At 69.9% G+C, this 18688-nt stretch carries 15 protein-coding genes; 7 read left to right on the top strand and 8 right to left on the bottom strand.

All coding sequences use genetic code 11. The annotated features are described in order from the left end of the window. Nucleotides 1-7: 7 nt before the first annotated feature. From AB0N80_RS14285 to AB0N80_RS14300, 4 genes are all read left to right on the top strand, one after another. Nucleotides 8-598 (top strand): DUF3000 domain-containing protein, encoded by a 591-nt coding sequence (locus AB0N80_RS14285; RefSeq protein ID WP_315995715.1) that lies wholly within the window; start codon nucleotides 8-10, stop codon nucleotides 596-598. Continuing rightward, nucleotides 591-1787 carry an HRDC domain-containing protein gene (locus tag AB0N80_RS14290; RefSeq protein WP_363579075.1) on the top strand — a complete coding sequence of 399 codons (1197 nt, stop codon included), beginning with the start codon at nucleotides 591-593 and terminating at the stop codon, nucleotides 1785-1787. Before AB0N80_RS14285 ends, AB0N80_RS14290 begins: the two co-directional genes overlap by 8 nt. A 71-nt stretch (nucleotides 1788-1858) precedes the next feature. Further along, nucleotides 1859-3067 (top strand): thiolase family protein, encoded by a 1209-nt coding sequence (locus tag AB0N80_RS14295; protein ID WP_363579076.1) that lies wholly within the window; start codon nucleotides 1859-1861, stop codon nucleotides 3065-3067. After that, nucleotides 3064-5202: a 3-hydroxyacyl-CoA dehydrogenase NAD-binding domain-containing protein gene (locus AB0N80_RS14300; protein ID WP_363579077.1), complete on the top strand. Its 2139-nt coding sequence runs from the start codon at nucleotides 3064-3066 to the stop codon at nucleotides 5200-5202. The genes AB0N80_RS14295 and AB0N80_RS14300 overlap by 4 nt, the downstream gene beginning before the upstream one ends. 340 nt (nucleotides 5203-5542) lie before the next feature. Here the strand turns inward: AB0N80_RS14300 and dxs are convergent, their stop codons facing one another. The 6 genes from dxs to dut form a co-directional block, all read right to left on the bottom strand. Beyond that, nucleotides 5543-7492 carry a 1-deoxy-D-xylulose-5-phosphate synthase gene (gene dxs, locus AB0N80_RS14305; protein WP_363579078.1) on the bottom strand — a complete coding sequence of 650 codons (1950 nt, stop codon included), beginning with the start codon at nucleotides 7490-7492 and terminating at the stop codon, nucleotides 5543-5545. 162 nt (nucleotides 7493-7654) lie between these two features. Continuing rightward, complete coding sequence (locus tag AB0N80_RS14310) at nucleotides 7655-7834, bottom strand: hypothetical protein (RefSeq protein ID WP_315995710.1); 180 nt, start codon at nucleotides 7832-7834, stop codon at nucleotides 7655-7657. A gap of 134 nt (nucleotides 7835-7968) precedes the next feature. Beyond that, nucleotides 7969-10809, bottom strand: a complete 2841-nt coding sequence (gene acnA / locus AB0N80_RS14315) for an aconitate hydratase AcnA (protein WP_363391619.1) — start codon at nucleotides 10807-10809, stop codon at nucleotides 7969-7971. A gap of 133 nt (nucleotides 10810-10942) precedes the next feature. Then, nucleotides 10943-11698, bottom strand: a complete 756-nt coding sequence (locus AB0N80_RS14320; protein WP_315995708.1) for a DUF3159 domain-containing protein — start codon at nucleotides 11696-11698, stop codon at nucleotides 10943-10945. Then, nucleotides 11695-12339 (bottom strand): DUF3710 domain-containing protein, encoded by a 645-nt coding sequence (locus AB0N80_RS14325; protein WP_315995707.1) that lies wholly within the window; start codon nucleotides 12337-12339, stop codon nucleotides 11695-11697. The genes AB0N80_RS14320 and AB0N80_RS14325 overlap by 4 nt, the downstream gene beginning before the upstream one ends. After that, nucleotides 12336-12791 carry a dUTP diphosphatase gene (gene dut, locus AB0N80_RS14330; protein WP_363579079.1) on the bottom strand — a complete coding sequence of 152 codons (456 nt, stop codon included), beginning with the start codon at nucleotides 12789-12791 and terminating at the stop codon, nucleotides 12336-12338. Before dut ends, AB0N80_RS14325 begins: the two co-directional genes overlap by 4 nt. A gap of 12 nt (nucleotides 12792-12803) precedes the next feature. On the opposite strand from dut, the gene AB0N80_RS14335 reads away from it, so the two are divergent. After that, nucleotides 12804-13295: a DUF3093 domain-containing protein gene (locus tag AB0N80_RS14335; protein WP_363579080.1), complete on the top strand. Its 492-nt coding sequence runs from the start codon at nucleotides 12804-12806 to the stop codon at nucleotides 13293-13295. Here the strand turns inward: AB0N80_RS14335 and AB0N80_RS14340 are convergent. Next, nucleotides 13270-13563, bottom strand: coding sequence for a DUF4193 domain-containing protein (locus AB0N80_RS14340; RefSeq protein WP_056231545.1), 294 nt, complete (start codon nucleotides 13561-13563; stop codon nucleotides 13270-13272). The genes AB0N80_RS14335 and AB0N80_RS14340 overlap by 26 nt on opposite strands. Before the next feature lie 221 nt (nucleotides 13564-13784). Between AB0N80_RS14340 and sepH the strand changes: the two genes are divergently transcribed. Further along, the gene (gene sepH, locus AB0N80_RS14345) at nucleotides 13785-14810 is read left to right on the top strand and encodes a septation protein SepH (RefSeq protein WP_315995704.1); all 1026 of its coding nucleotides are present in this window, start codon (nucleotides 13785-13787) and stop codon (nucleotides 14808-14810) included. 12 nt (nucleotides 14811-14822) lie between these two features. Here the strand turns inward: sepH and AB0N80_RS14350 are convergent, their stop codons facing one another. Further along, nucleotides 14823-15950, bottom strand: coding sequence for a nucleotide pyrophosphatase/phosphodiesterase family protein (locus AB0N80_RS14350; RefSeq protein WP_363579081.1), 1128 nt, complete (start codon nucleotides 15948-15950; stop codon nucleotides 14823-14825). Between the two features lie 70 nt (nucleotides 15951-16020). On the opposite strand from AB0N80_RS14350, the gene AB0N80_RS14355 reads away from it, so the two are divergent. Next, complete coding sequence (locus AB0N80_RS14355) at nucleotides 16021-18489, top strand: DNA topoisomerase IV subunit A (RefSeq protein ID WP_363579082.1); 2469 nt, start codon at nucleotides 16021-16023, stop codon at nucleotides 18487-18489. Nucleotides 18490-18688: the final 199 nt, after the last annotated feature.

Genomic DNA, 18688 nt, shown 5'->3' on the forward strand with positions numbered 1-18688 from the left:
TGCTGCCGTGAGTGACCATCGCCCGGCGGAGGCCGCCGGACCGTTCGCGCGTGCCGCCGAGGAGGTGCGTGCCACGACGTTCCGTGACGACCTCGTCGTGCGGGAGATCCCCTCCCCGGCGGGTCTGGCGCCCTTCTCGCTCGCCCTCGCCGGTGATGTGCGCCCCGAGGAGCACGCCACCGACTCGCCCTTCGGCACCGGTCGCTTCATCCTCCTGCACGACCCCGAAGAGCCCGAGCCCTGGGGAGGGGCGTGGCGCATCGTCTGCTTCGCCCAGGCGCCGCTCGAGCCGGAGATCGGGGTCGACCCTCTGTTGGCCGACGTCGCCTGGTCGTGGCTCATCGACGCGCTGGACTCGCGCGGAGCCGACCGTCATTCCGAGTCGGGCACCGCCACCAAGACCCTCTCGACCGGGTTCGGCGCTCTCGCCGCCCAGGGTGAGGGGTCGCAGATCGAACTTCGCGCGTCATGGTCGCCGCGCGGTCCCTTCCGCCCGCACCTCGAGGCGTGGGCGGAGCTCGTGTGCATGCTCGCCGGCCTCCCCCCGGGGTCGGAGGGCGTTGCCGTGTTCGGAGCCCGGAGGCCCACGCGTGGTTGAGTACATCGTCATCGAGGATGCTGCGGGCTTCCTTGCCGCGTGCGAGGCGCTGGCCGCCGGAACGGGGCCGGTCGCGGTCGACGTCGAGCGGGCCTCGGGCTTCCGCTATTCGCAGCGCGCCTATCTCATCCAGGTGTTCCGCCGGGATGCCGGCGTGTTCCTCTTCGATCCCACGACGATCGACGACTTCTCCCCCCTGCAGGACGCGATCGGCGAGGCGGAGTGGGTCTTCCACGCGGCCAGCCAGGATCTGCCGTCGCTGCGCGAGCGCGGTCTCGAGCCGCCGGTGATCTTCGACACCGAGCTCGGTTCGCGCCTGCTCGGCCACGAGCGGGTGGGTCTCGGCGCCGTCGTCGAGCAGACCCTCGGCATCACGCTCGCCAAGGCGCACTCTGCCGCGGACTGGTCGACGCGCCCCTTGCCGGCATCCTGGCTCGAGTACGCCGGTCTCGACGTCGAGCACCTCATCGACGTGCGGGACGTGCTCGTCGCCGAGCTGGCGGAGCAGGGGAAGACGGAATTCGCGCGGCAGGAGTTCCAGGCCGTGCTCGATCGCGAGCCCAAGCCTCCGCGCGATGACCCGTGGCGCCGGTTGAGCGGCCTGCACACCGTGCGGGGGCGCCGCTCCCTCGCGATCGCCCGGGCACTGTGGCAGGCGCGCGAGGATTACGCCCGCGAGCAGGACGTCGCTCCCGGTCGGCTCGTGCCCGATCGCGCCCTGGTGGCGGCCGTCCTGGCGGATCCCTCGAGCAAGCAGGCGCTCGCGGCGGTCAAGGAGTTCAACGGTCGGGCGAGCCGTACGCAGCTGGACCGCTGGTGGAACGCCATCGTGGCGGGACGCGAGACCACGGACCTCCCCGCCGACCGGGTACCCAGCGACACCCTTCCGCCGCCGCGCGCGTGGGCCGACCGCAACCCCGAGGCCGACCGTCGCCTCAAGGCCGCGCGTCCCGCGGTCGAGGCGCGGGCGGAGGAGCTGCGGATGCCGACCGAGAACCTGCTCACCCCCGAGTCGCTGCGCCGTCTGGCATGGGCGCCCCCGGCCGACCTCACGGTCGAGAACGTCGGGGCCGCTCTCGCGGAACTCGGCGCACGCCCGTGGCAGATTGACCAGACTGCACAGGTGATCGTCGATAGCTTTGTAGCTTCCCTCAAACCGGCCGACGAGGCCCCTGGCACGGATTCGTAGGTTCGGACAACCGATTCGGCGCGGTCGAGTGCTCTTCCTAGGCTGGGGTCATCCCAAACTATGGAGGCAGAGTGGCCGAGATGACGGACGTCTTCTTCGTCGACGGAATGCGCACCCCTTTCGGGCGCGCCGGCGAGAAGGGCATGTACTGGAACACCCGCGCCGACGACCTGGTCGTCAAAGCGATCATCGGGTTGATGGAGCGCAACGGCGACGTGCCGAAGGACCGGATCGACGACGTGGCGATCGCCGCGACGTCGCAGACCGGTGACCAGGGGCTGACCCTCGGGCGCACGGCGGCGATCCTCGCGGGTCTGCCCATGACCGTGCCGGGGCTGGCGATCGAGCGCATGTGCGCCGGCGCCATGACGAGCGTGACGACCATGGGCGCCTCGATCGGCGTCGGCATGTACGACCTCGCCCTCGCGGGCGGTGTCGAGCACATGGGACGCCACCCCATCGGCGGCAACGTCGACCCCAACCCCCGCTTCGTGACCGAGAAGCTCGTCGACCCGGGCGCCCTCAACATGGGCGTAACGGCCGAGCGCATCCACGACCGCTTCCCGCACCTGACCAAGGAGCGTGCCGACCGCTTCGGCGCCGCGAGTCAGCACAAGGTCCAGGCGGCATACGAGGCCGGGAAGATCCAGCCCGATCTCGTGCCGGTGGCGGTGAAGGATGCCGACGGTGCCTGGGGCCTCGCGACCGAGGACGAGGGGCGGCGTCCCGAGACCACGGTCGAGGGTCTCGCGACGCTGAAGACACCGTTCCGCCCCCACGGTCGGGTGACCGCCGGCACGTCGTCGCCCCTGACCGACGGGGCGACCATCAGCCTCCTCGCCGGCGCCGACGCGGTGAAGGAGTTCGGTCTCGCGCCCAAGATGCGCATGGTGTCGTTCGCGTTCGCGGGCGTCGAGCCCGAGATCATGGGCATCGGTCCGATCCCCTCGACCGAGAAGGCGCTGAAGAAGGCCGGACTCACGATCGACGACATCGGGCTCTTCGAGCTGAACGAGGCGTTCGCGATCCAGGTGATCTCGCTGCTCGATCACTTCGGCATCGCCGACGACGACCCGCGCGTGAACCCGTGGGGCGGCGCGATCGCCGTCGGGCACCCGCTCGCGGCATCCGGAGTCCGCCTCATGATCCAGCTCGCGGCGCAGTTCGCCGAGCGACCCGACGTGCGCTACGGCCTCACCGCGATGTGCGTGGGTCTGGGCCAGGGCGGCTCGGTCATCTGGGAGAACCCGTTCTTCGACGGAAAGAAGAAGCGCAAGTGACCGATTACACCTCGATCGACTTCTCGCCTCTCGACGCCTTGACCGGGGACGAGGTCGTGACCCACTCCCCCGTCCGCGACGTGCGTCTGCCCTCGGGCAACGTGCTGGCGCTGATCACGCTCGACAACGGGCGCGACCACACCCGGCCCAACACCCTGGGGCCCGCGACCCTGGCCGAACTCGGGCAGACGCTCGAGACGCTCAAGAGGCGCGCCGCCGCGGGCGAGATCCACGCCGTCGCGATCACCGGCAAGCAGTACATCCTCGCCGCCGGTGCCGACCTGTCCGATGTCGCGAAGCTGCCCTCCACGGAGGTCGCCCGCCTCATCGCGCAGCGCGGACACCAGGTGATCGGCTCGCTGTCGGAGCTGGGCGTGCCCTCGTTCGCGTTCGTCAACGGCCTCGCCCTCGGCGGCGGCCTCGAGATCGCGCTGAACTCGACCTACCGCACGGTCGACTCCTCGGCGGCGGCGATCGCGCTGCCCGAGGTGTTCCTCGGGATCATCCCCGGCTGGGGCGGCGCCTACCTGCTGCCGAACCTCATCGGCATCGAGAACGCGCTCGAGGTCGTCATCTCGAACCCGCTCAAGCAGAACCGGATGCTGAAGCCCCAGCAGGCCTTCGACCTCGGGATCATGGATGCCATCTTCCCGGCGGCCAGCTACCTCGAGGACTCGCTGCGATGGGCCGACGGCGTGCTCACCGGGCGTGTGAAGGTCGAGCGCAAGAACGAGCCGGGCAAGCTCGAGCGCCTCACCAAATGGCCCATCGCGATCAAGATGGCCCGCGGAATGCTCGAGTCGAAGATCGGCACCGTGCCCCGCTCCCCCTACGTCGCGCTCGACCTGCTCGACAAGGCGAAGAGCGGTACGAAGGCCGAGGGCTTCGCGCGCGAGGACGAGGCGCTGGCCGAGCTCATCACGGGCGACCAGTTCGCGGCATCCATGTATGCCTTCGACCTCGTCCAGAAGCGCGCGAAGCGTCCGGTCGGGGCCCCCGACAAGGCGCTGGCGAAGAAGGTCACGAAGGTCGGCGTCATCGGCGCGGGTCTCATGGCCTCGCAGTTCGCGCTGCTGTTCGTGCGCAAGCTCCGGGTTCCGGTGATCATCACCGACCTCGACCAGGGACGCGTCGACAAGGGCGTGGCATCCATTCGAGACGAGATCGGCAAGCTCGAGGCCAAGGGGCGCCTCGACGGCGACACCGCCAACCAGCTGCGCGCGCTCGTGCACGGCACGACCGACCGCAGCGAGTTCGCGGACTGCGACTTCGTGATCGAGGCCGTCTTCGAAGAGGTCGGCGTGAAGCAGGAGGTGTTCTCTGCGATCGAGAAGATCGTCGCCGACGACGCCATCCTGGCCACGAACACCTCGTCGCTCTCCGTGGCTGAAATCGGCTCGGTGCTGCAGAACCCGGAGCGTCTCGTGGGCTTCCACTTCTTCAATCCCGTCGCGGTCATGCCGCTCATCGAGGTCGTGAAGACGGATGCCACCTCCGACGCCGCTCTGTCGACGGCGTTCGTCGTCGCAAAGGGCCTGGGCAAGAACGCGGTGCTCACCGCCGACGCCCCGGGCTTCGTCGTGAACCGTCTGCTGGCCAAGGTCATGGGCGAGGCGGCCCGGGCGGTCTACGAGGGAACGCCGATCACGGTCGTCGAGAAGGCGTTCGCGCCGCTCGGCCTGCCGATGGGTCCGTTCCAGCTGATCGACCTCGTCGGCTGGAAGGTCGCCGCGCACGTGCAGGACACCATGGCGCACGCGTTCCCCGACCGATTCTTCTCGTCGGAGAACTTCCACGAGCTCGCCGCTCTCCCCGAGGTCGTCGAGAAGGACAAGGGCGGCCGTGTCACCGGCTGGACCAAGGCCGCGCAGAAGGTGCTCGTCGCCGGCAAGACGCCCGTCGCGCCCGAGACGATCCTCGCCCGCGTGCAGGACGGCCTCGCGCAGGAGATCAAGATCATGCTCGACGAGGGCGTGGTCCCCGAGGTGCAGGACATCGACCTGTGCCTCATCCTCGGCGCCGGCTGGCCCTTCATCGACGGTGGGGCCTCGCCCTACCTCGACCGCGAGGGGGCGTCGGAGCGCGCCTTCGGCGACACGTTCCACCACCCGCCCATCCGCGGCATCGGAGGCTGAGACTCTCCCTCGCGACGGCGTCGTCCCCTCGGGGGCGGCGCCGTCGTCGTTCGCGCAAGTCGAGCGCCGTCACCAGAACAGGGTGCGCGACGAGGACAGGGCGATTCCGGCCGTTTCGGCCTGTTCTCGGTGCAGCGCCCTGTTTTCGTGACGGCGAGGGTGCGCGAGGCGCGCCCGCGGCATGATCACGAGAACAGGCTGTGCGACGAGGACAGGCCGTTTGCTGCGATCTCAGCCTGTTCTCGTCGCCTCCCCTGTACTGGTGACGGCGGATCGGCGCCGAACATGCAGAACGGGCCGGGATATCGGCATCCCGGCCCGTTCGCGCTTGCTCACGCGCCTACGGGCGCGACTTCTCCCACTCCTCGATCGTCGGGATCGAGCCGGTGGGCGTCTGGCGGGCCATGGGGATGCGGGTGCCGAGCACCTGGGCCACCACGTCGTGGGCGATCTTCGACGCCGTGAGACCGGCATCCTCGAGGATCTGCTCACGCGTGGCGTGATCGATGAATTCATCGGGGATGCCGAGCTCGTCGACCGCCGTGTCGACTCCGGCCTCGCGCAGCACCTGACGGACCCGCGTGCCGACACCGCCCACGCGAATGCCGTCCTCGATGGTGATGACCAGACGGTGCTCCCGCGCCAGGTCGACGATCGAGGGCTGCACGGGGATGGCCCAGCGCGGGTCGATCACGGTGGCGCCGATGCCCTGCGCCTTGAGCCGTTCCGCGACCTCGAGGGCCAGGTGCACCATCGGGCCGATGCCGACCAGGAGGACGTCCTCACCCGAACCGCGACTGAGGACGTCGACTCCGTCATGCAGGCGCTCGATCGCCTCGACGTCGTCGTTGACCTTGCCCTTGGGGTAACGCACGACAGTGGGGGCATCCTCGACCGCGGTGGCCTCGCGGAACACCTCGCGCAGACGGGCGGCGTCGCGCGGGGCCGCGATCCGGATACCGGGAACCAGCTGCAGCATCGCCAGGTCCCAGATGCCGTGATGGCTGGGGCCGTCGGGGCCGGTCACACCGGCGCGGTCCAGGACGAAGGTGACGCCGGCCTTGTGCAGCGCGACATCCATCATCACCTGGTCGAACGCGCGGTTCATGAAGGTGGCGTAGATGGCGACGACGGGGTGCAGCCCGCCGAAGGCGAGGCCGGCGGCGGATGCCACGGCGTGCTGTTCGGCGATGCCGACGTCGTACACCCGCTCGGGGAAGCGCTCGGCGAACTTCTGCAGGCCGGTGGGGCGCAGCATCGCCGCCGTCATCGCGATCACGTCATCGCGTTCGGCGCCGACCGTGACGAGCTCCTCCGCGAAGACATCGGTCCACTGCACCCCGCCACCGGAACCGAGTGCTTCGCCCGTGATCGGATCGATCTTGCCCACCGCGTGGAACTGGTCGGCCTCGTCGCTCATAGCCGGCGCGTAGCCGCTGCCCTTGTCGGTGATGGCGTGGACGATGACGGGGGCACCGTACGACTTCGCCAGTTCGAGCGTCTCGATGAGCGACTCGAAGTCGTGCCCGTCGATCGGGCCGAGGTATTTGATGTCGAGGTTGCTGTAGAGCGCTTCGTTGTTGGTGAAGCGCGAGAGGAAGCCGTGGGTGCCTCCACGGACGCCGCGATAGACGGCGCGGGCCGCCGGACCCAGTCGGCGGAAGAGCGTGTCGGAGCCGCGGTGCAGGGTGCGGTACGCCTCGTTCGTGCGGACACGGTTGAGGTAGCGCGCCATGCCGCCGATGGTGGGGGCGTACGAGCGTCCGTTGTCATTGACGACGATGACGAGGTTGCGGTCGTTGTCGTCGCTGATGTTGTTCAGCGCCTCCCACGTCATGCCGCCGGTGAGGGCACCGTCGCCCACGACGGCGATGACGTGGCGATCGCGGCGGCCGGTGCGGCTGAACGCCCGGGAGACGCCGTCAGCCCAGCTGAGCGAACTGGAGGCGTGCGATGACTCCACCACGTCGTGCACGCTCTCGGAGCGCTGGGGGTAGCCGGCGAGTCCACCGCGCGAGCGGAGGTTCTCGAAGTCCTGGCGCCCGGTGAGGATCTTGTGCACATAGGACTGGTGTCCGGTGTCGAAGATGATGGGATCCGCGGGCGAGTCGAACACCTTGTGCAGGGCGATCGTGAGCTCGACGACGCCGAGGTTCGGACCCAGGTGCCCGCCGGTGCGGGCGACGTTCTCGACGAGGAAGGATCGGACCTCGGCGGCGAGCTGACGCAGCTCGTCGGGGTTCAGGCTGTCGAGGTCACGGGGGCCGTGGATGCCGGGTAGGAGAGCCATGTGACTCCTCTCGTGCGGGGCGCGCAGGGGTCTGCGCGTCTGTCGATTCTAGTCTCGGGGGGTGCGGAGGGCCCGGCAACGGCTTGCCGATCGCGCTCCGGTAGTGTCCGCCTTCGCGGGCGCAGGGACGACACCGCGAGAGCCGCGGTGTCGCCCCGCTGGTCAGTCCATCCACCCCCGCAGCGTGGTCTGAAGGCGCCAGATCACGTTGTAGAGATTCAGCGGGGCTTCGTCGATGGGCCGCCAGGGCTGACCGACGTGGGCGGCCCACTCCGGGATGCGGCCGCAGCAGAGACGGTGACCCGTCAGGCGGAAGACGGCATTGGCGAATGATCTGCGCACAGAGGTGTCCCCTCGTTCGTCGCCGGCCTTGGGCGGGGCTGGCGTGGGCAGATCGTCATCCGTCGAATCTACCCGAGGGGAAAACGAAGGTGCCCCGGGAGCGCGAGGCTCCCGGGGCACCTGACGGGTGTCGCTCAGACGAGCGAGCGCAGCACGTACTGCAGGATGCCGCCGTTGCGGTAGTAGTCGGCCTCACCGGGGGTGTCGATGCGGACCACGGCGTCGAACGTGACGGTCTGCTTGCCCTCGGGCGAGAACTCGCTCGGTTCGGCGGTGACCTTCACCGTCTTGGGCGTGACGCCCTCGTTGAGCTGCTCGATGCCCTCGATCGAGACGATCTCGGTGCCGTCGAGGCCCAGCGACTTCCAGCTCTCGCCCGCGGGGAACTGCAGCGGCACGACGCCCATGCCGATGAGGTTCGAACGGTGGATCCGCTCGAAGCTCTCGGTGATGACGGCCTTGACGCCGAGCAGGTTCGTGCCCTTGGCCGCCCAGTCGCGCGACGAGCCCGAGCCGTACTCCTTGCCGCCGAAGATCACCAGCGGGGTGCCCTGCGCCTGGTAGTTCTGGCTCGCGTCGTAGATGAACGACTGCGGGCCGCCGGGCTGCGTGAAGTCACGGGTGTAGCCGCCCTCGACGACCGCGCCGTCGTTGACCGCCGCCGTCAGCTCGTTCTTCAAGCGGATGTTCGCGAACGTGCCGCGGATCATGACCTCGTGGTTCCCGCGGCGCGAGCCGTAGGAGTTGAAGTCCTTCTGCGCGACGCCGTGCTCGGTCAGGTACTGCGCGGCGGGCGTGCCCGCCTTGATGTTGCCGGCCGGGCTGATGTGGTCGGTCGTCACCGAGTCACCGAGGGTCGCCATGACCCGCGCACCGGTGATGTCGGCGACCGGCGAGGGCTCCATCGACATGCCGTCGAAGTACGGGGCCTTGCGGACGTAGGTGGAGTCGGCATCCCATTCGAAGACGGGGCCGGTGGGCGTGGGCAGGTTCTTCCAGCGCTCGTCGCCCTCGAAGACGGTGGCGTACTGCTGGATGAACTGTTCGCGCGAGATCGACGCGTCGATGATGGTCTGCACCTGGTCGGGCGCGGGCCAGATGTCCTTCAGGAAGACGTCGTCGCCGTTCTGGTCCTTGCCGAGGGCGTCGGTCTCGAAGTCGAAGTTCATCGAGCCGGCGAGGGCGTAGGCCACGACCAGAGGCGGAGAGGCCAGGTAGTTCATCTTCACGTCGGGGCTGATGCGACCCTCGAAGTTGCGGTTACCCGAGAGGACGGCCGTGACGGCGAGGTCGTTCTCGTTGATCGCCTCGGAGACCTCCTCGATGAGGGGGCCCGAGTTGCCGATGCAGATCGTGCAGCCGTAGCCGACGGTGTAGAAGTCGAGACCCTCGAGCGCCTTGTCGAGACCGGACTTCTCGTAGTAGTCGGTGACGACCTTCGAGCCGGGGCCGAGCGTCGTCTTGACCCACGGCTTGCGCTTCAGACCCTTGTCGACGGCGTTCTTGGCGAGCAGACCCGCCGCGATCATGACCGAGGGGTTCGAGGTGTTCGTGCACGAGGTGATGGCCGCGAGTGTGACGGCACCGTTGTCGAGCAGGTACGACTGTCCGTCGGGCGTGGTGACCTTGACGGGGTTCGACGCGTTCGCGGGGTGACCCGACGAGATGAGCACCTCGCTCTCGGTGACCTCCTCGTGCTCCTCACCGGGGACCGAGCCCGGGTCGGATGCCGGGAACGTGCCGTCGACCTCGAGGTCGACGATCGAGTCGGAGACCGACGTGCCGGCGTAGTTGAGGATGTCCTTCTCGAACTGGTTCTTGGCCTCGGAGAGCAGGATGCGGTCCTGGGGACGCTTGGGTCCGGCGATCGAGGGGACGACGGTCCCGAGGTCGAGCTCCATGTACTCGCTGAAGACGAGCTCGCGGGCCGGGTCGTGCCAGAGCTTCTGCTCCTTGGCGTACGCCTCGACGAGGGCGACGGTCTGCTCGTCGCGACCGGTGAGGCGCAGGTAGTCGAGCGTGACGTCGTCGATGGGGAACATCGCCGCGGTCGAGCCGAACTCGGGGCTCATGTTGCCGATGGTGGCGCGGTTGGCGAGCGGCACCGAAGCGACGCCCTCGCCGTAGAACTCGACGAACTTGCCGACCACGCCGTGCTGGCGCAGCATGTCGGTGATCGTCAGCACGACGTCGGTCGCGGTGACGCCCGCGGGGATCTCGCCGCTGAGCTTGAAGCCGACGACGCGTGGGATGAGCATGGAGACGGGCTGGCCGAGCATGGCCGCCTCGGCCTCGATGCCGCCGACGCCCCAGCCGAGCACGCCCAGGCCGTTGACCATCGTGGTGTGCGAGTCGGTGCCGACGCAGGTGTCGGGGTAGGCGCGCAGCACGCCGTCGACCGAGCGGTCGTAGATGACCTTGGCCAGGTGCTCGATGTTGACCTGGTGGACGATGCCCGTTCCCGGGGGGACGACCTTGAAGTCGTCGAAGGCCGTCTGGCCCCAGCGGAGGAATTGGTACCGCTCGCCGTTGCGCTCGTACTCGATCTCGACGTTGCGCTCGAGGGCGTTCTCGCTGCCGAAGAGGTCGGCGATGACCGAGTGGTCGATGACCATCTCGGCGGGCGAGAGCGGGTTGATCTTGTTCGGGTCGCCGCCGAGAGCGGTGACGGCCTCGCGCATGGTGGCGAGGTCGACGATGCACGGGACGCCGGTGAAGTCCTGCATCACGACGCGGGCGGGCGTGAACTGGATCTCGGTGTCGGGGTCGGCCGTGGGCACCCACGAGCCGAGCGCCTCGATCTGCTCCTTGGTGACGTTGGCGCCGTCCTCCGTGCGGAGCAGGTTCTCCAGCAGCACCTTCAAGCTGAAGGGGAGCTTCTCGTGACCGGCGACCGTGTCGATCCGGAAGATCTCGTAGTCGGTGCTGCCGACCGTCAGGGTGCTCTTTGCACCGAAGCTGTCAACCGTGGACACGATCGTCTCCTTCGTCGGCGAATGCGCAGGCGTCGGCCCGCATTTCTCCATCTTCCCCGCGCTGCGCAGCCGATTCCAGGAAGGTCGGCCTAACCGATCGGGGGGACGGATTTATCTTGATGTCAAGATAATATCAGGACTCGCGGCGTGGCGAGAGAGATCGGACCACGAGCCACGTCACGGCCAGCATCGGCGCGAAGAGCGGCAGGCCCATGACGATCTTCAGCGTCCCGAGCGCGGTCACGTCGCCCGCAAAGTAGAGCGGGAGCTGAACCGCGAGGCGCGCTGCGAAGAGGGCCGCCCACGCCAACGAGAGCCACGTGTAGGCGCGCTTCTTGCGCCGGTCGGAGCGCCAGCGCGTCCCCTCGCCCAGCAGGTATCCCGCGGCGAGGCCGATGAGCGGCCATCCGACCAGCGCCGAGACGAGGAACGCCGTGCCGTAGGCGCCGTTGGTGAAGAAGCCCAGCACGAAGTTGTCCTGCCCGCGACCGGTGACGAGGGCCAGGACGGCGGCTCCGACGGTGGCGAGCAGTCCGCCGATCGCGGCGCTCGGGGGCGACTTCGCGATCAGCCGGGCGAGGGTGAAGACCACGGCGAGCCCGACGGAGACGCCGAGGCTCAGCCACAGGTTGCCCTGTCGCGTCTCGGGGTCGATCGTGACGGTGAAGAGGACGACGAACGCCAGCGACGGCAGCACCGACTCCAGGATGCCGCGCCACCCGCCCATCGCGGACCACACCGCCGCTCCCGTACTGGCGTGCGCCGCGGGGTCGAGGCCGGCGCGCCGCGCGGCGTTGCCGAGGGCTGCTCCCATGCTGTCGGCGGCGGACGGTGGCTGCAACGGCACGCGGTCGGAGTCCGACGTCGAGCGCGAGGACTCCTCGCTCATGCGGTCGCGGGGCTCGACGGCATCCGCAGGGGGATCAGGTCGCGCGGCGGCATCGGCGACGTTCCCCGGACGACGACGATCGAGCGGAAGAGGTCTTCGACCGCGGCGGCGGCCTCGACGTCGCTCGTCGCTGCTCCCCCGACCACTCCGCGCAGGAACCAGCGCGGGCCGTCGACGCCGACGAAGCGCGCGAGACGCTTCCCCGCGCCGTCCGCTCCCGCCATGACCGGTACCTCGGCGAGCAGTTCGGGACCCAGGGGGCCTTCGCGCTCCTCGACGCGTCCGCCCTGCTGCTTGACCTGCTGGCGGATCTGCTCGCGCGTCTCCTCCCACAGGCCGCTCGAGCGCGGAGCGGCGAAGGGCTGCACCTGCAGGGTCGAGTCGGCGTAGTCGAGCCCCACGGCGACGATGCGCTTGGTCTGCTCCTCCACCTCGAGACGCAGGTTCAGGCCCTCGCGCGGAAGGATCTTGATACCGCCGAGGTCGATGTAGGGGCGGACGGGGTTCGCTTCGGCTTCGTCGAAGGGTCCCGCGCTGTCGCGGTCGACCGGGGCGCTCTTCGCGGGCGGAGCCAGCTCGGTGCCGGGCTCCGTGGTCTCGGACCCTTCGGGCGTGGGGGTGGTCTGCGACTCGTCGGTCATCGGGTGCTCCCTTGCAGGCTCTGGTATCCGCTCGATCCGAAACCGCCTTCGCCGCGCACGCTCTCGGGGAGTTCGTCGACGGGGACGAAGCGCACGGGCGGGACGGGCATCACGATGAGCTGGGCGATGCGGTCTCCGACCGCGATGTCGTAGGCCTCGTCGAGGTCGGTGTTCAGCAGCGCGACCTTGATCTCGCCGCGGTATCCGGCGTCGATCGTTCCGGGCGCGTTGACGATGGTGATGCCGTGCTTGGCGGCCAGACCGCTGCGCGGAACCACGAAGGCGGCGTAGCCCTCGGGAAGGGCTACGCGAACACCGGTGCCCACGAGGGCGCGGCGTCCGGGCTCGAGACGAACCGCCTCGGCGGCGGTCAGGTCGGCGCCGGCGTCGCCGGGGTGGGCGAAGACCGGGGGCTCGGATGCGACAATTGGGACGTCCACCGTTTCGGTCACCCCACGAGGGTAATGCAGAAGAGGGGGTGCGGCATCCGCACCGCAGCCGAGTATCGAGAGCGTCTGAGCCCGTCGCTGTGGGCGCTCGTCGCCGCCGCCGTGTGCGGTCCCATGGCCGCCGTCGTCTTTTCGCCGCTCGATACGACTCTGGCGCTGTTCATCGGCCTCATCGTGTCGGTGGCGATCGTGGTCGGTCTCCTCGCGATCTCACCCGTCGTCGAGGTGCGCGACGGCGAGTTGCGCGCCGGTCGCGCGCACATCCCGGTGGAGTTCCTGGGCGTTCCCGCCGGCGTCGTCGCCGAGGAGGCCCGCATGGCCCGTGGGAGTGGTCTCGACCATCGGGCTTGGCATGTCATCCGGGGCGGGATCGACGGCATCGTCACGGTTCCCGTGACCGATCCCGACGACCCGACCCCGTCGTGGGTGGTGTCCACCCGCACGCCGGATCGCCTCGTCGCGGCGATCCAGCGTGCTCAGCTCAGGCTGCGCACTCCAGGCAGATGAAGCCGGGGCCGCTCTCCTCTGCGATCTGAGAGCGGTGCTTCACGAGGAAGCAGTTCATGCAGGTGAACTCGTCCTCCTGCGGGGGCAGGACGACGACATCGAGTTCGATGTCGGAGAGGTCGGCGCCGGGCAGTTCGAAGCCCGAGGGGTTGTCGGCATCCTCGTTGTCGATCGACCCCGACGCCTTGTCGGGCACGCGCTCCTTGAGGGCCTCGATCGACTCGCTGTCGTCCTCGGTCTTGCGCGGTGCGTCGTAATCGGTTGCCATGCGTGCGGGTCTCTACTTCCGGTTTTCGTGGTGCTGTGCCCCATCGGGTGCCCGATCGGGCGGCCATAGTTTGCATGACACGTCTGCGATTAGCAAATGCTCGCGGGCGCGCCTGCGTGTCGGGCGAGACGGGAAACTCGCGGCGCGCCCCGGATATTCCCGGAACCGGGCGACGCGCATGTCAGCATGGGCGCTGACCGCAGATCGGAGGGGTGTTTCGCATGGAACAGCTCAAAGTCATCGGAACCGAAGATGACGTCCTCGTCGTGGCGACGCAATCGGGTGAACGCTTCGCTTTGGCGCTCGACGAGGTGCTGCGCGCCGAGGCTCGCCGCGCGCGCCGGGACCGTGAAGACGACGACCGCGCCCCGCGTCCCAGCCCCCGCGAGATCCAGGCGCACATCCGGGCGGGTCTGTCGGCGCGCGAGGTGGCGACGCTTCTGAACGCCCGCGTCGAGGACGTGGAGCGCTTCGAGGGGCCGGTGCTCGCCGAGCGCGAGCATGTCGTGGCGCAGGCCCTCGCGGTCCCCGTCCTGCTGGGCGGCACCCTCGAGCACGACGCCCCCATCACCTTCGGAGCAGCGGTGCGGGCCAAGCTCGCCGAGGCCGGGGCTTCGGCCGAGCGATGGACCAGCTGGAAGGAGGGCTCCGGCTGGATGGTCAAGCTGGAGTTCACCGCCAACGGGATCGAGCACGACGCGCGGTGGGGCTTCGAGCCGCGCCGCAGCAGCCTCTCCCCGCAGAACGCCGATGCGATCCAGCTGTCCCGCCAGGGATCGCTGCCGGAAGGCCTCATCCCGCGTCTGCGCGCCCTCGACAACGTGGCGAAGGACGACTCCCGCTTCGACAGCGGCGCATTCGGTCCCCGGCGTCTCGACATCGACGACGAACCCGGCGTCGAAGCGACCGGACCGGTGGCCCCGGCGGTTCAGGCGGCCGCCATCAAACGCGCCCCCGACGCCCCGGTGGCCTCGTCCGAGACCGCCGATCTGCTCGAGGCCCTCCGTCGACGCCGCGGACAGCGCGAGCCTCTGCCCGGGACGTCGGATGTCGAGCCCGAGCCGCGGCCCGCGTCGCCGCCGGTCGCCCTCTTCGACGCCGTCGAGCCGGGCTACGTCGAGGACTCCGTCGACGACACCGTCGAACCGGAACGCCCGCAGCCCGACACGGTACGACGCGCCAAGGGTCGCCCGTCGATGCCGTCGTGGGACGAGATCGTCTTCGGCGCACGCACCGACGAGAGCTGAGGGCGCCGGGCCTCAGGCGAAAGCGCCCAGGCGGAGCAGCGGCACCGTGCGCTCCTCGTCGGTGAGGGAGCCGTGCTGGCCGATCATGCGCTGCGGTCGCTTGTCGACCTCGCGGTCGTCGTAATACGCGAAGCGCCCGCGCGCCGCCACGACGACGTCGCCGATGCGCTCGCGCACCTCGTCGTCGACGGGGCCGAAGAGACCGGCCGCGATCGCCTCGTCGCGCGTCAGCACCCACGCCCGCGCGGCCTCGTCGCTCTTCCAGCGCGAGGCCATGGCATCCGCCCGTCCATCGTGGGAGTAGAGATGGAGCATTCGCGGCTCGCCGCCGAGCAGGGCGACGTCGTCGAGGAGGGGATCTCCGTCGCGCAGCAGGACGTGCTTGTGAGCGGGCACGTCGACCATGCCGTGATCCGCCGTGACGATGACACCGGTGCGGGGGCCGATCGACTCCGCGAGGCGGCGGGCCGCCGCGTCGACGCGTTCGAGCGCGTCGGTCCACCGGTCGGACTCCCAGCCGTCGCGGTGACCGGCGGTGTCGAGCTCGGGCGCGTACAGGTACGTGATGGATCCCGGATGCCGCGCGGCCAGATCGGCCGCCAGCCGCACGCGCTCGTCGAGGTCGTCGGAGGGGAAGAAGGACGCGCCGCGGAGGGTGGCTTCGGTGAAGCCGGTACCCGTGTAGCTCGTGCGCGACACGACGAAGGCCTCCCGGCCGGCCGCCGCGTGCGTCTCGAACAACGGCGTCCGACGCTGCCACAGACGCGGGTCGAGGCCGTCGGTCTCCCAGCCGTGCAATTGATTCGGCGCCAGGTCGGTCCCGGGGATGCGGACGCGATAGCCCACGATCCCGTGGGCGCCGGGGGCGGTTCCGGTCAGCAGGCTCGTCAGCGCGGCGGCGGTGGTCGACGGGAAGACGGTGCGGGCGACGTCGCGGCGCCCGCCCACCGAACCGAGGAACCGCGCGTGACCGCGTCGCGCCGCGAGGTTGTGGGCGCCGAGGCCGTCGATCACGAAGACGATCGCGCTCTGGGCGGGCGCGAACCACTCCGACGAGCCGGACAGTGCGGCGATCGACTGCTCCACCACACCGGTGAGGCTCCGGGAGCGCGGCGGGTCCGCCGGTAGGCTGAGTGACATCGGAGCAAGTCTTCCACACGGCTCCCGACCCCGTCCCGACCGGACGCCCGCCCGACCCGAGGCTGTTGATATGCCCGTTTCCCGTTCTTCCTCGCCCGCGACGGGCTCCCCCGTGACCGAGCGCATCGAGGACGTCGATGTCTCGACCGAGATGCAGGGCTCGTTCCTCGAGTACGCCTACTCGGTCATCTACTCGCGCGCGCTGCCCGACGCCCGCGACGGGCTCAAGCCCGTGCAGCGTCGCATCCTCTACCAGATGGCCGAGATGGGGCTGCGCCCCGACCGCGGCCACGTCAAGAGCGCGCGCGTCGTCGGCGAGGTGATGGGAAAGCTCCACCCGCACGGTGACGCGCCCATCTACGACGCCCTCGTGCGCCTCGCGCAGTACTTCTCGCTGCGCGTCCCCCTGGTCGACGGGCACGGCAACTTCGGCTCGCTCGACGACGGCCCGGCGGCACCCCGCTACACCGAGGCGCGCCTCGCTCCCCCGGCCCTCGCCCTCACCGAGAATCTCGACGAAGACGTCGTCGATTTCATCCCCAACTACGACGGACAGTTCCAGCAGCCCGAGGTGCTCCCGGCGGCCTTCCCCAATCTGCTCGTGAACGGCGCGACGGGCATCGCGGTCGGCATGGCGACCAACATGGCGCCGCACAACCTCATCGAGGTGGTCGCCGCGGCGACCCACCTGCTGCAGAATCCGGATGCCACGGTCGAGGAGCTCATGGAGTTCGTCCCGGGACCCGATCTCCCGTCGGGCGGCATCATCGTCGGTCTCGACGGGATCAAGGACGCCTACACGAACGGCCGCGGCACGTTCCGCACGCGGGCGAAAGCGTCGATCGAGTCGCTGGGGCCGCGCCGCACGGGAATCGTCATCACCGAGCTGCCGTACCTCGTCGGCCCCGAGCGCGTGATCGAGAAGATCAAAGACGCCGTGCAGGCGAAGAAGCTCGCCGGCATCGCCGACGTCACCGACCTGACCGACCGCAACAACGGACTCCGGCTCGTCATCGGCATCAAGACCGGCTTCGACCCCAAGGCCGTTCTCGAGCAGCTCTACCGGCTCACCCCCCTCGAGGACTCGTTCGGCATCAACAACGTCGCGCTCGTCGACGGGCAACCGCAGACGCTCGGCCTGCGCGACATGCTGCGCGTCTACATCGACCACCGCATCCGCGTCGTCACGCGTCGCAGCGAGTACCGCCTCGCGCGCAAGCGCGAACGCCTGCACCTCGTCGAGGGACTGCTCATCGCGATCCTCGACATCGACGAGGTCATCCAGGTCATCCGCTCCTCCGACGACGGCGAGCAGGCCCGTACCAAGCTGCAGGAGGTCTTCGACCTCTCGCATCCGCAGGCCGAGTACATCCTCGAGCTGCGCCTGCGGCGCCTCACGAAGTTCTCGCGCATCGAACTCGAGGCGGAGCGCGACCAGTTGCACGCCGAGATCGCCCAGCTCGTCGAACTGCTCGGAAGCGAGACGCTCCTGCGCCAGCAGGTCGCGAAGGAACTGGATGCCGCGGCCGAGGCGTACGGAACCCCTCGCCGCACCATGCTGCTCAACGGTGGACCGGTGCAGCCCCGATCCGCGCGGGCCGCGGCCGCCGCCGACCTGCAGATCGCCGACGCCCCCTGCCGGGTGTACCTGTCGGCCACCGGGCGCATGGTGCGCGCCGAGCTCGTCGCCGACGCGCCGGGCGGAGGGGTGATCGCCCCGACGCGACGGTCGAAGCACGACGCCGTCCGCTCGGCCGTCGACACCACGACACGCGGTGACGTCGGCGCCGTCACCTCGGCCGGGCGCCTCGTGCGGTTCTCCCCCGTCGATCTGCCCTCCGTTCCGGCCAATTCGGTGCACCTGAGCGCGGGCACGAAGGTCGAGCAGTACCTCGCCCTCGCCAAGGGCGAGACCCTCGTCGCCCTCGTCCCCCTCGTCGACGCACCGACGATCGCGCTCGGCACCGTGCAGGGCGTGGTCAAGCGCGTCGCCGCGACCGAGCTCGGCACCAAGGACGAGATCGAGATCATCTCGCTGCGCGACGGCGACCGGGTGGTGGGGGCCGCACCGGCGGGTGACAACGCCGAGCTGGTGTTCGTCGCCAGCGATGCGCAGCTCCTGCGCTTCGATGCCTCCTCCGTGAGACCGCAGGGGCGATCCGCCGGCGGGATGGCCGGCATCCGTCTCTCCGACGGCGCGCGCGTGATCGCGTTCGCGGTCGTCGGCGCCTCGGCCTTCGACGCGGTCGTCGTGACGGTCGCAGGGTCGTCGGCGGCCCTGCCCGGGACGGACGCCGGCACGGCCAAGGTGTCGGCATTCACGGAGTTCCCCGCGAAGGGTCGGGCCACGGGCGGCGTGCGCGCGCAACGCCTGCTGCGCGGAGAAGACGCCCTCACCCTGGCCTGGGTCGGGACAGACCCCCGGGCCGTGGGCTCGGACGGCTCCGTCCGGGCGTTGCCGGAGTCCGGAGCCAAGCGCGACGCGTCGGGTCAGCCTCTCGAGGCCGCCGTCGGCGCGATCGGCACCGTGGTCCGCTGAGTCGGGCCGGGCGGGGGTCGCCCGTGCCGGCACCGGCGTGCACGATCGCGAGGGTCTTCGGGGAAACGCCGGGTGCGCCGTCGGATCCCCGGCGCGGCGTCCCGGGTGCTCGCCGTTGTGCACGCCTCGCGGGCCGGCGCCCGCTGGTGTGCACACCTCGCGCGTCCGCGCCGTCCCGCGTCGAGAGCCGCGGCCGGCC

It is taken from the genome of Microbacterium sp. NPDC089188, assembly GCF_040685155.1.
In the GTDB taxonomy this organism is placed as follows: Bacteria; Actinomycetota; Actinomycetes; order Actinomycetales; family Microbacteriaceae; genus Microbacterium; species Microbacterium galbum.

Excerpts from the sequence above, each read along its gene's own strand:
- AB0N80_RS14325 (WP_315995707.1), bottom strand. The coding sequence starts at position 12,339 with ATGACCGACGAGTCGCAGACCACCCCCACGCCCGAAGGGTCCGAGACC.
- sepH (WP_315995704.1), top strand. The coding sequence starts at position 13,785 with ATGGAACAGCTCAAAGTCATCGGAACCGAAGATGACGTCCTCGTCGTG.
- AB0N80_RS14335 (WP_363579080.1), top strand. The coding sequence starts at position 12,804 with ATGCAGAAGAGGGGGTGCGGCATCCGCACCGCAGCCGAGTATCGAGAG.
- dxs (WP_363579078.1), bottom strand. The coding sequence starts at position 7,492 with ATGGCTCTCCTACCCGGCATCCACGGCCCCCGTGACCTCGACAGCCTG.
- AB0N80_RS14340 (WP_056231545.1), bottom strand. The coding sequence starts at position 13,563 with ATGGCAACCGATTACGACGCACCGCGCAAGACCGAGGACGACAGCGAG.
- AB0N80_RS14350 (WP_363579081.1), bottom strand. The coding sequence starts at position 15,950 with ATGTCACTCAGCCTACCGGCGGACCCGCCGCGCTCCCGGAGCCTCACC.
- AB0N80_RS14355 (WP_363579082.1), top strand. The coding sequence starts at position 16,021 with ATGCCCGTTTCCCGTTCTTCCTCGCCCGCGACGGGCTCCCCCGTGACC.
- AB0N80_RS14320 (WP_315995708.1), bottom strand. The coding sequence starts at position 11,698 with ATGAGCGAGGAGTCCTCGCGCTCGACGTCGGACTCCGACCGCGTGCCG.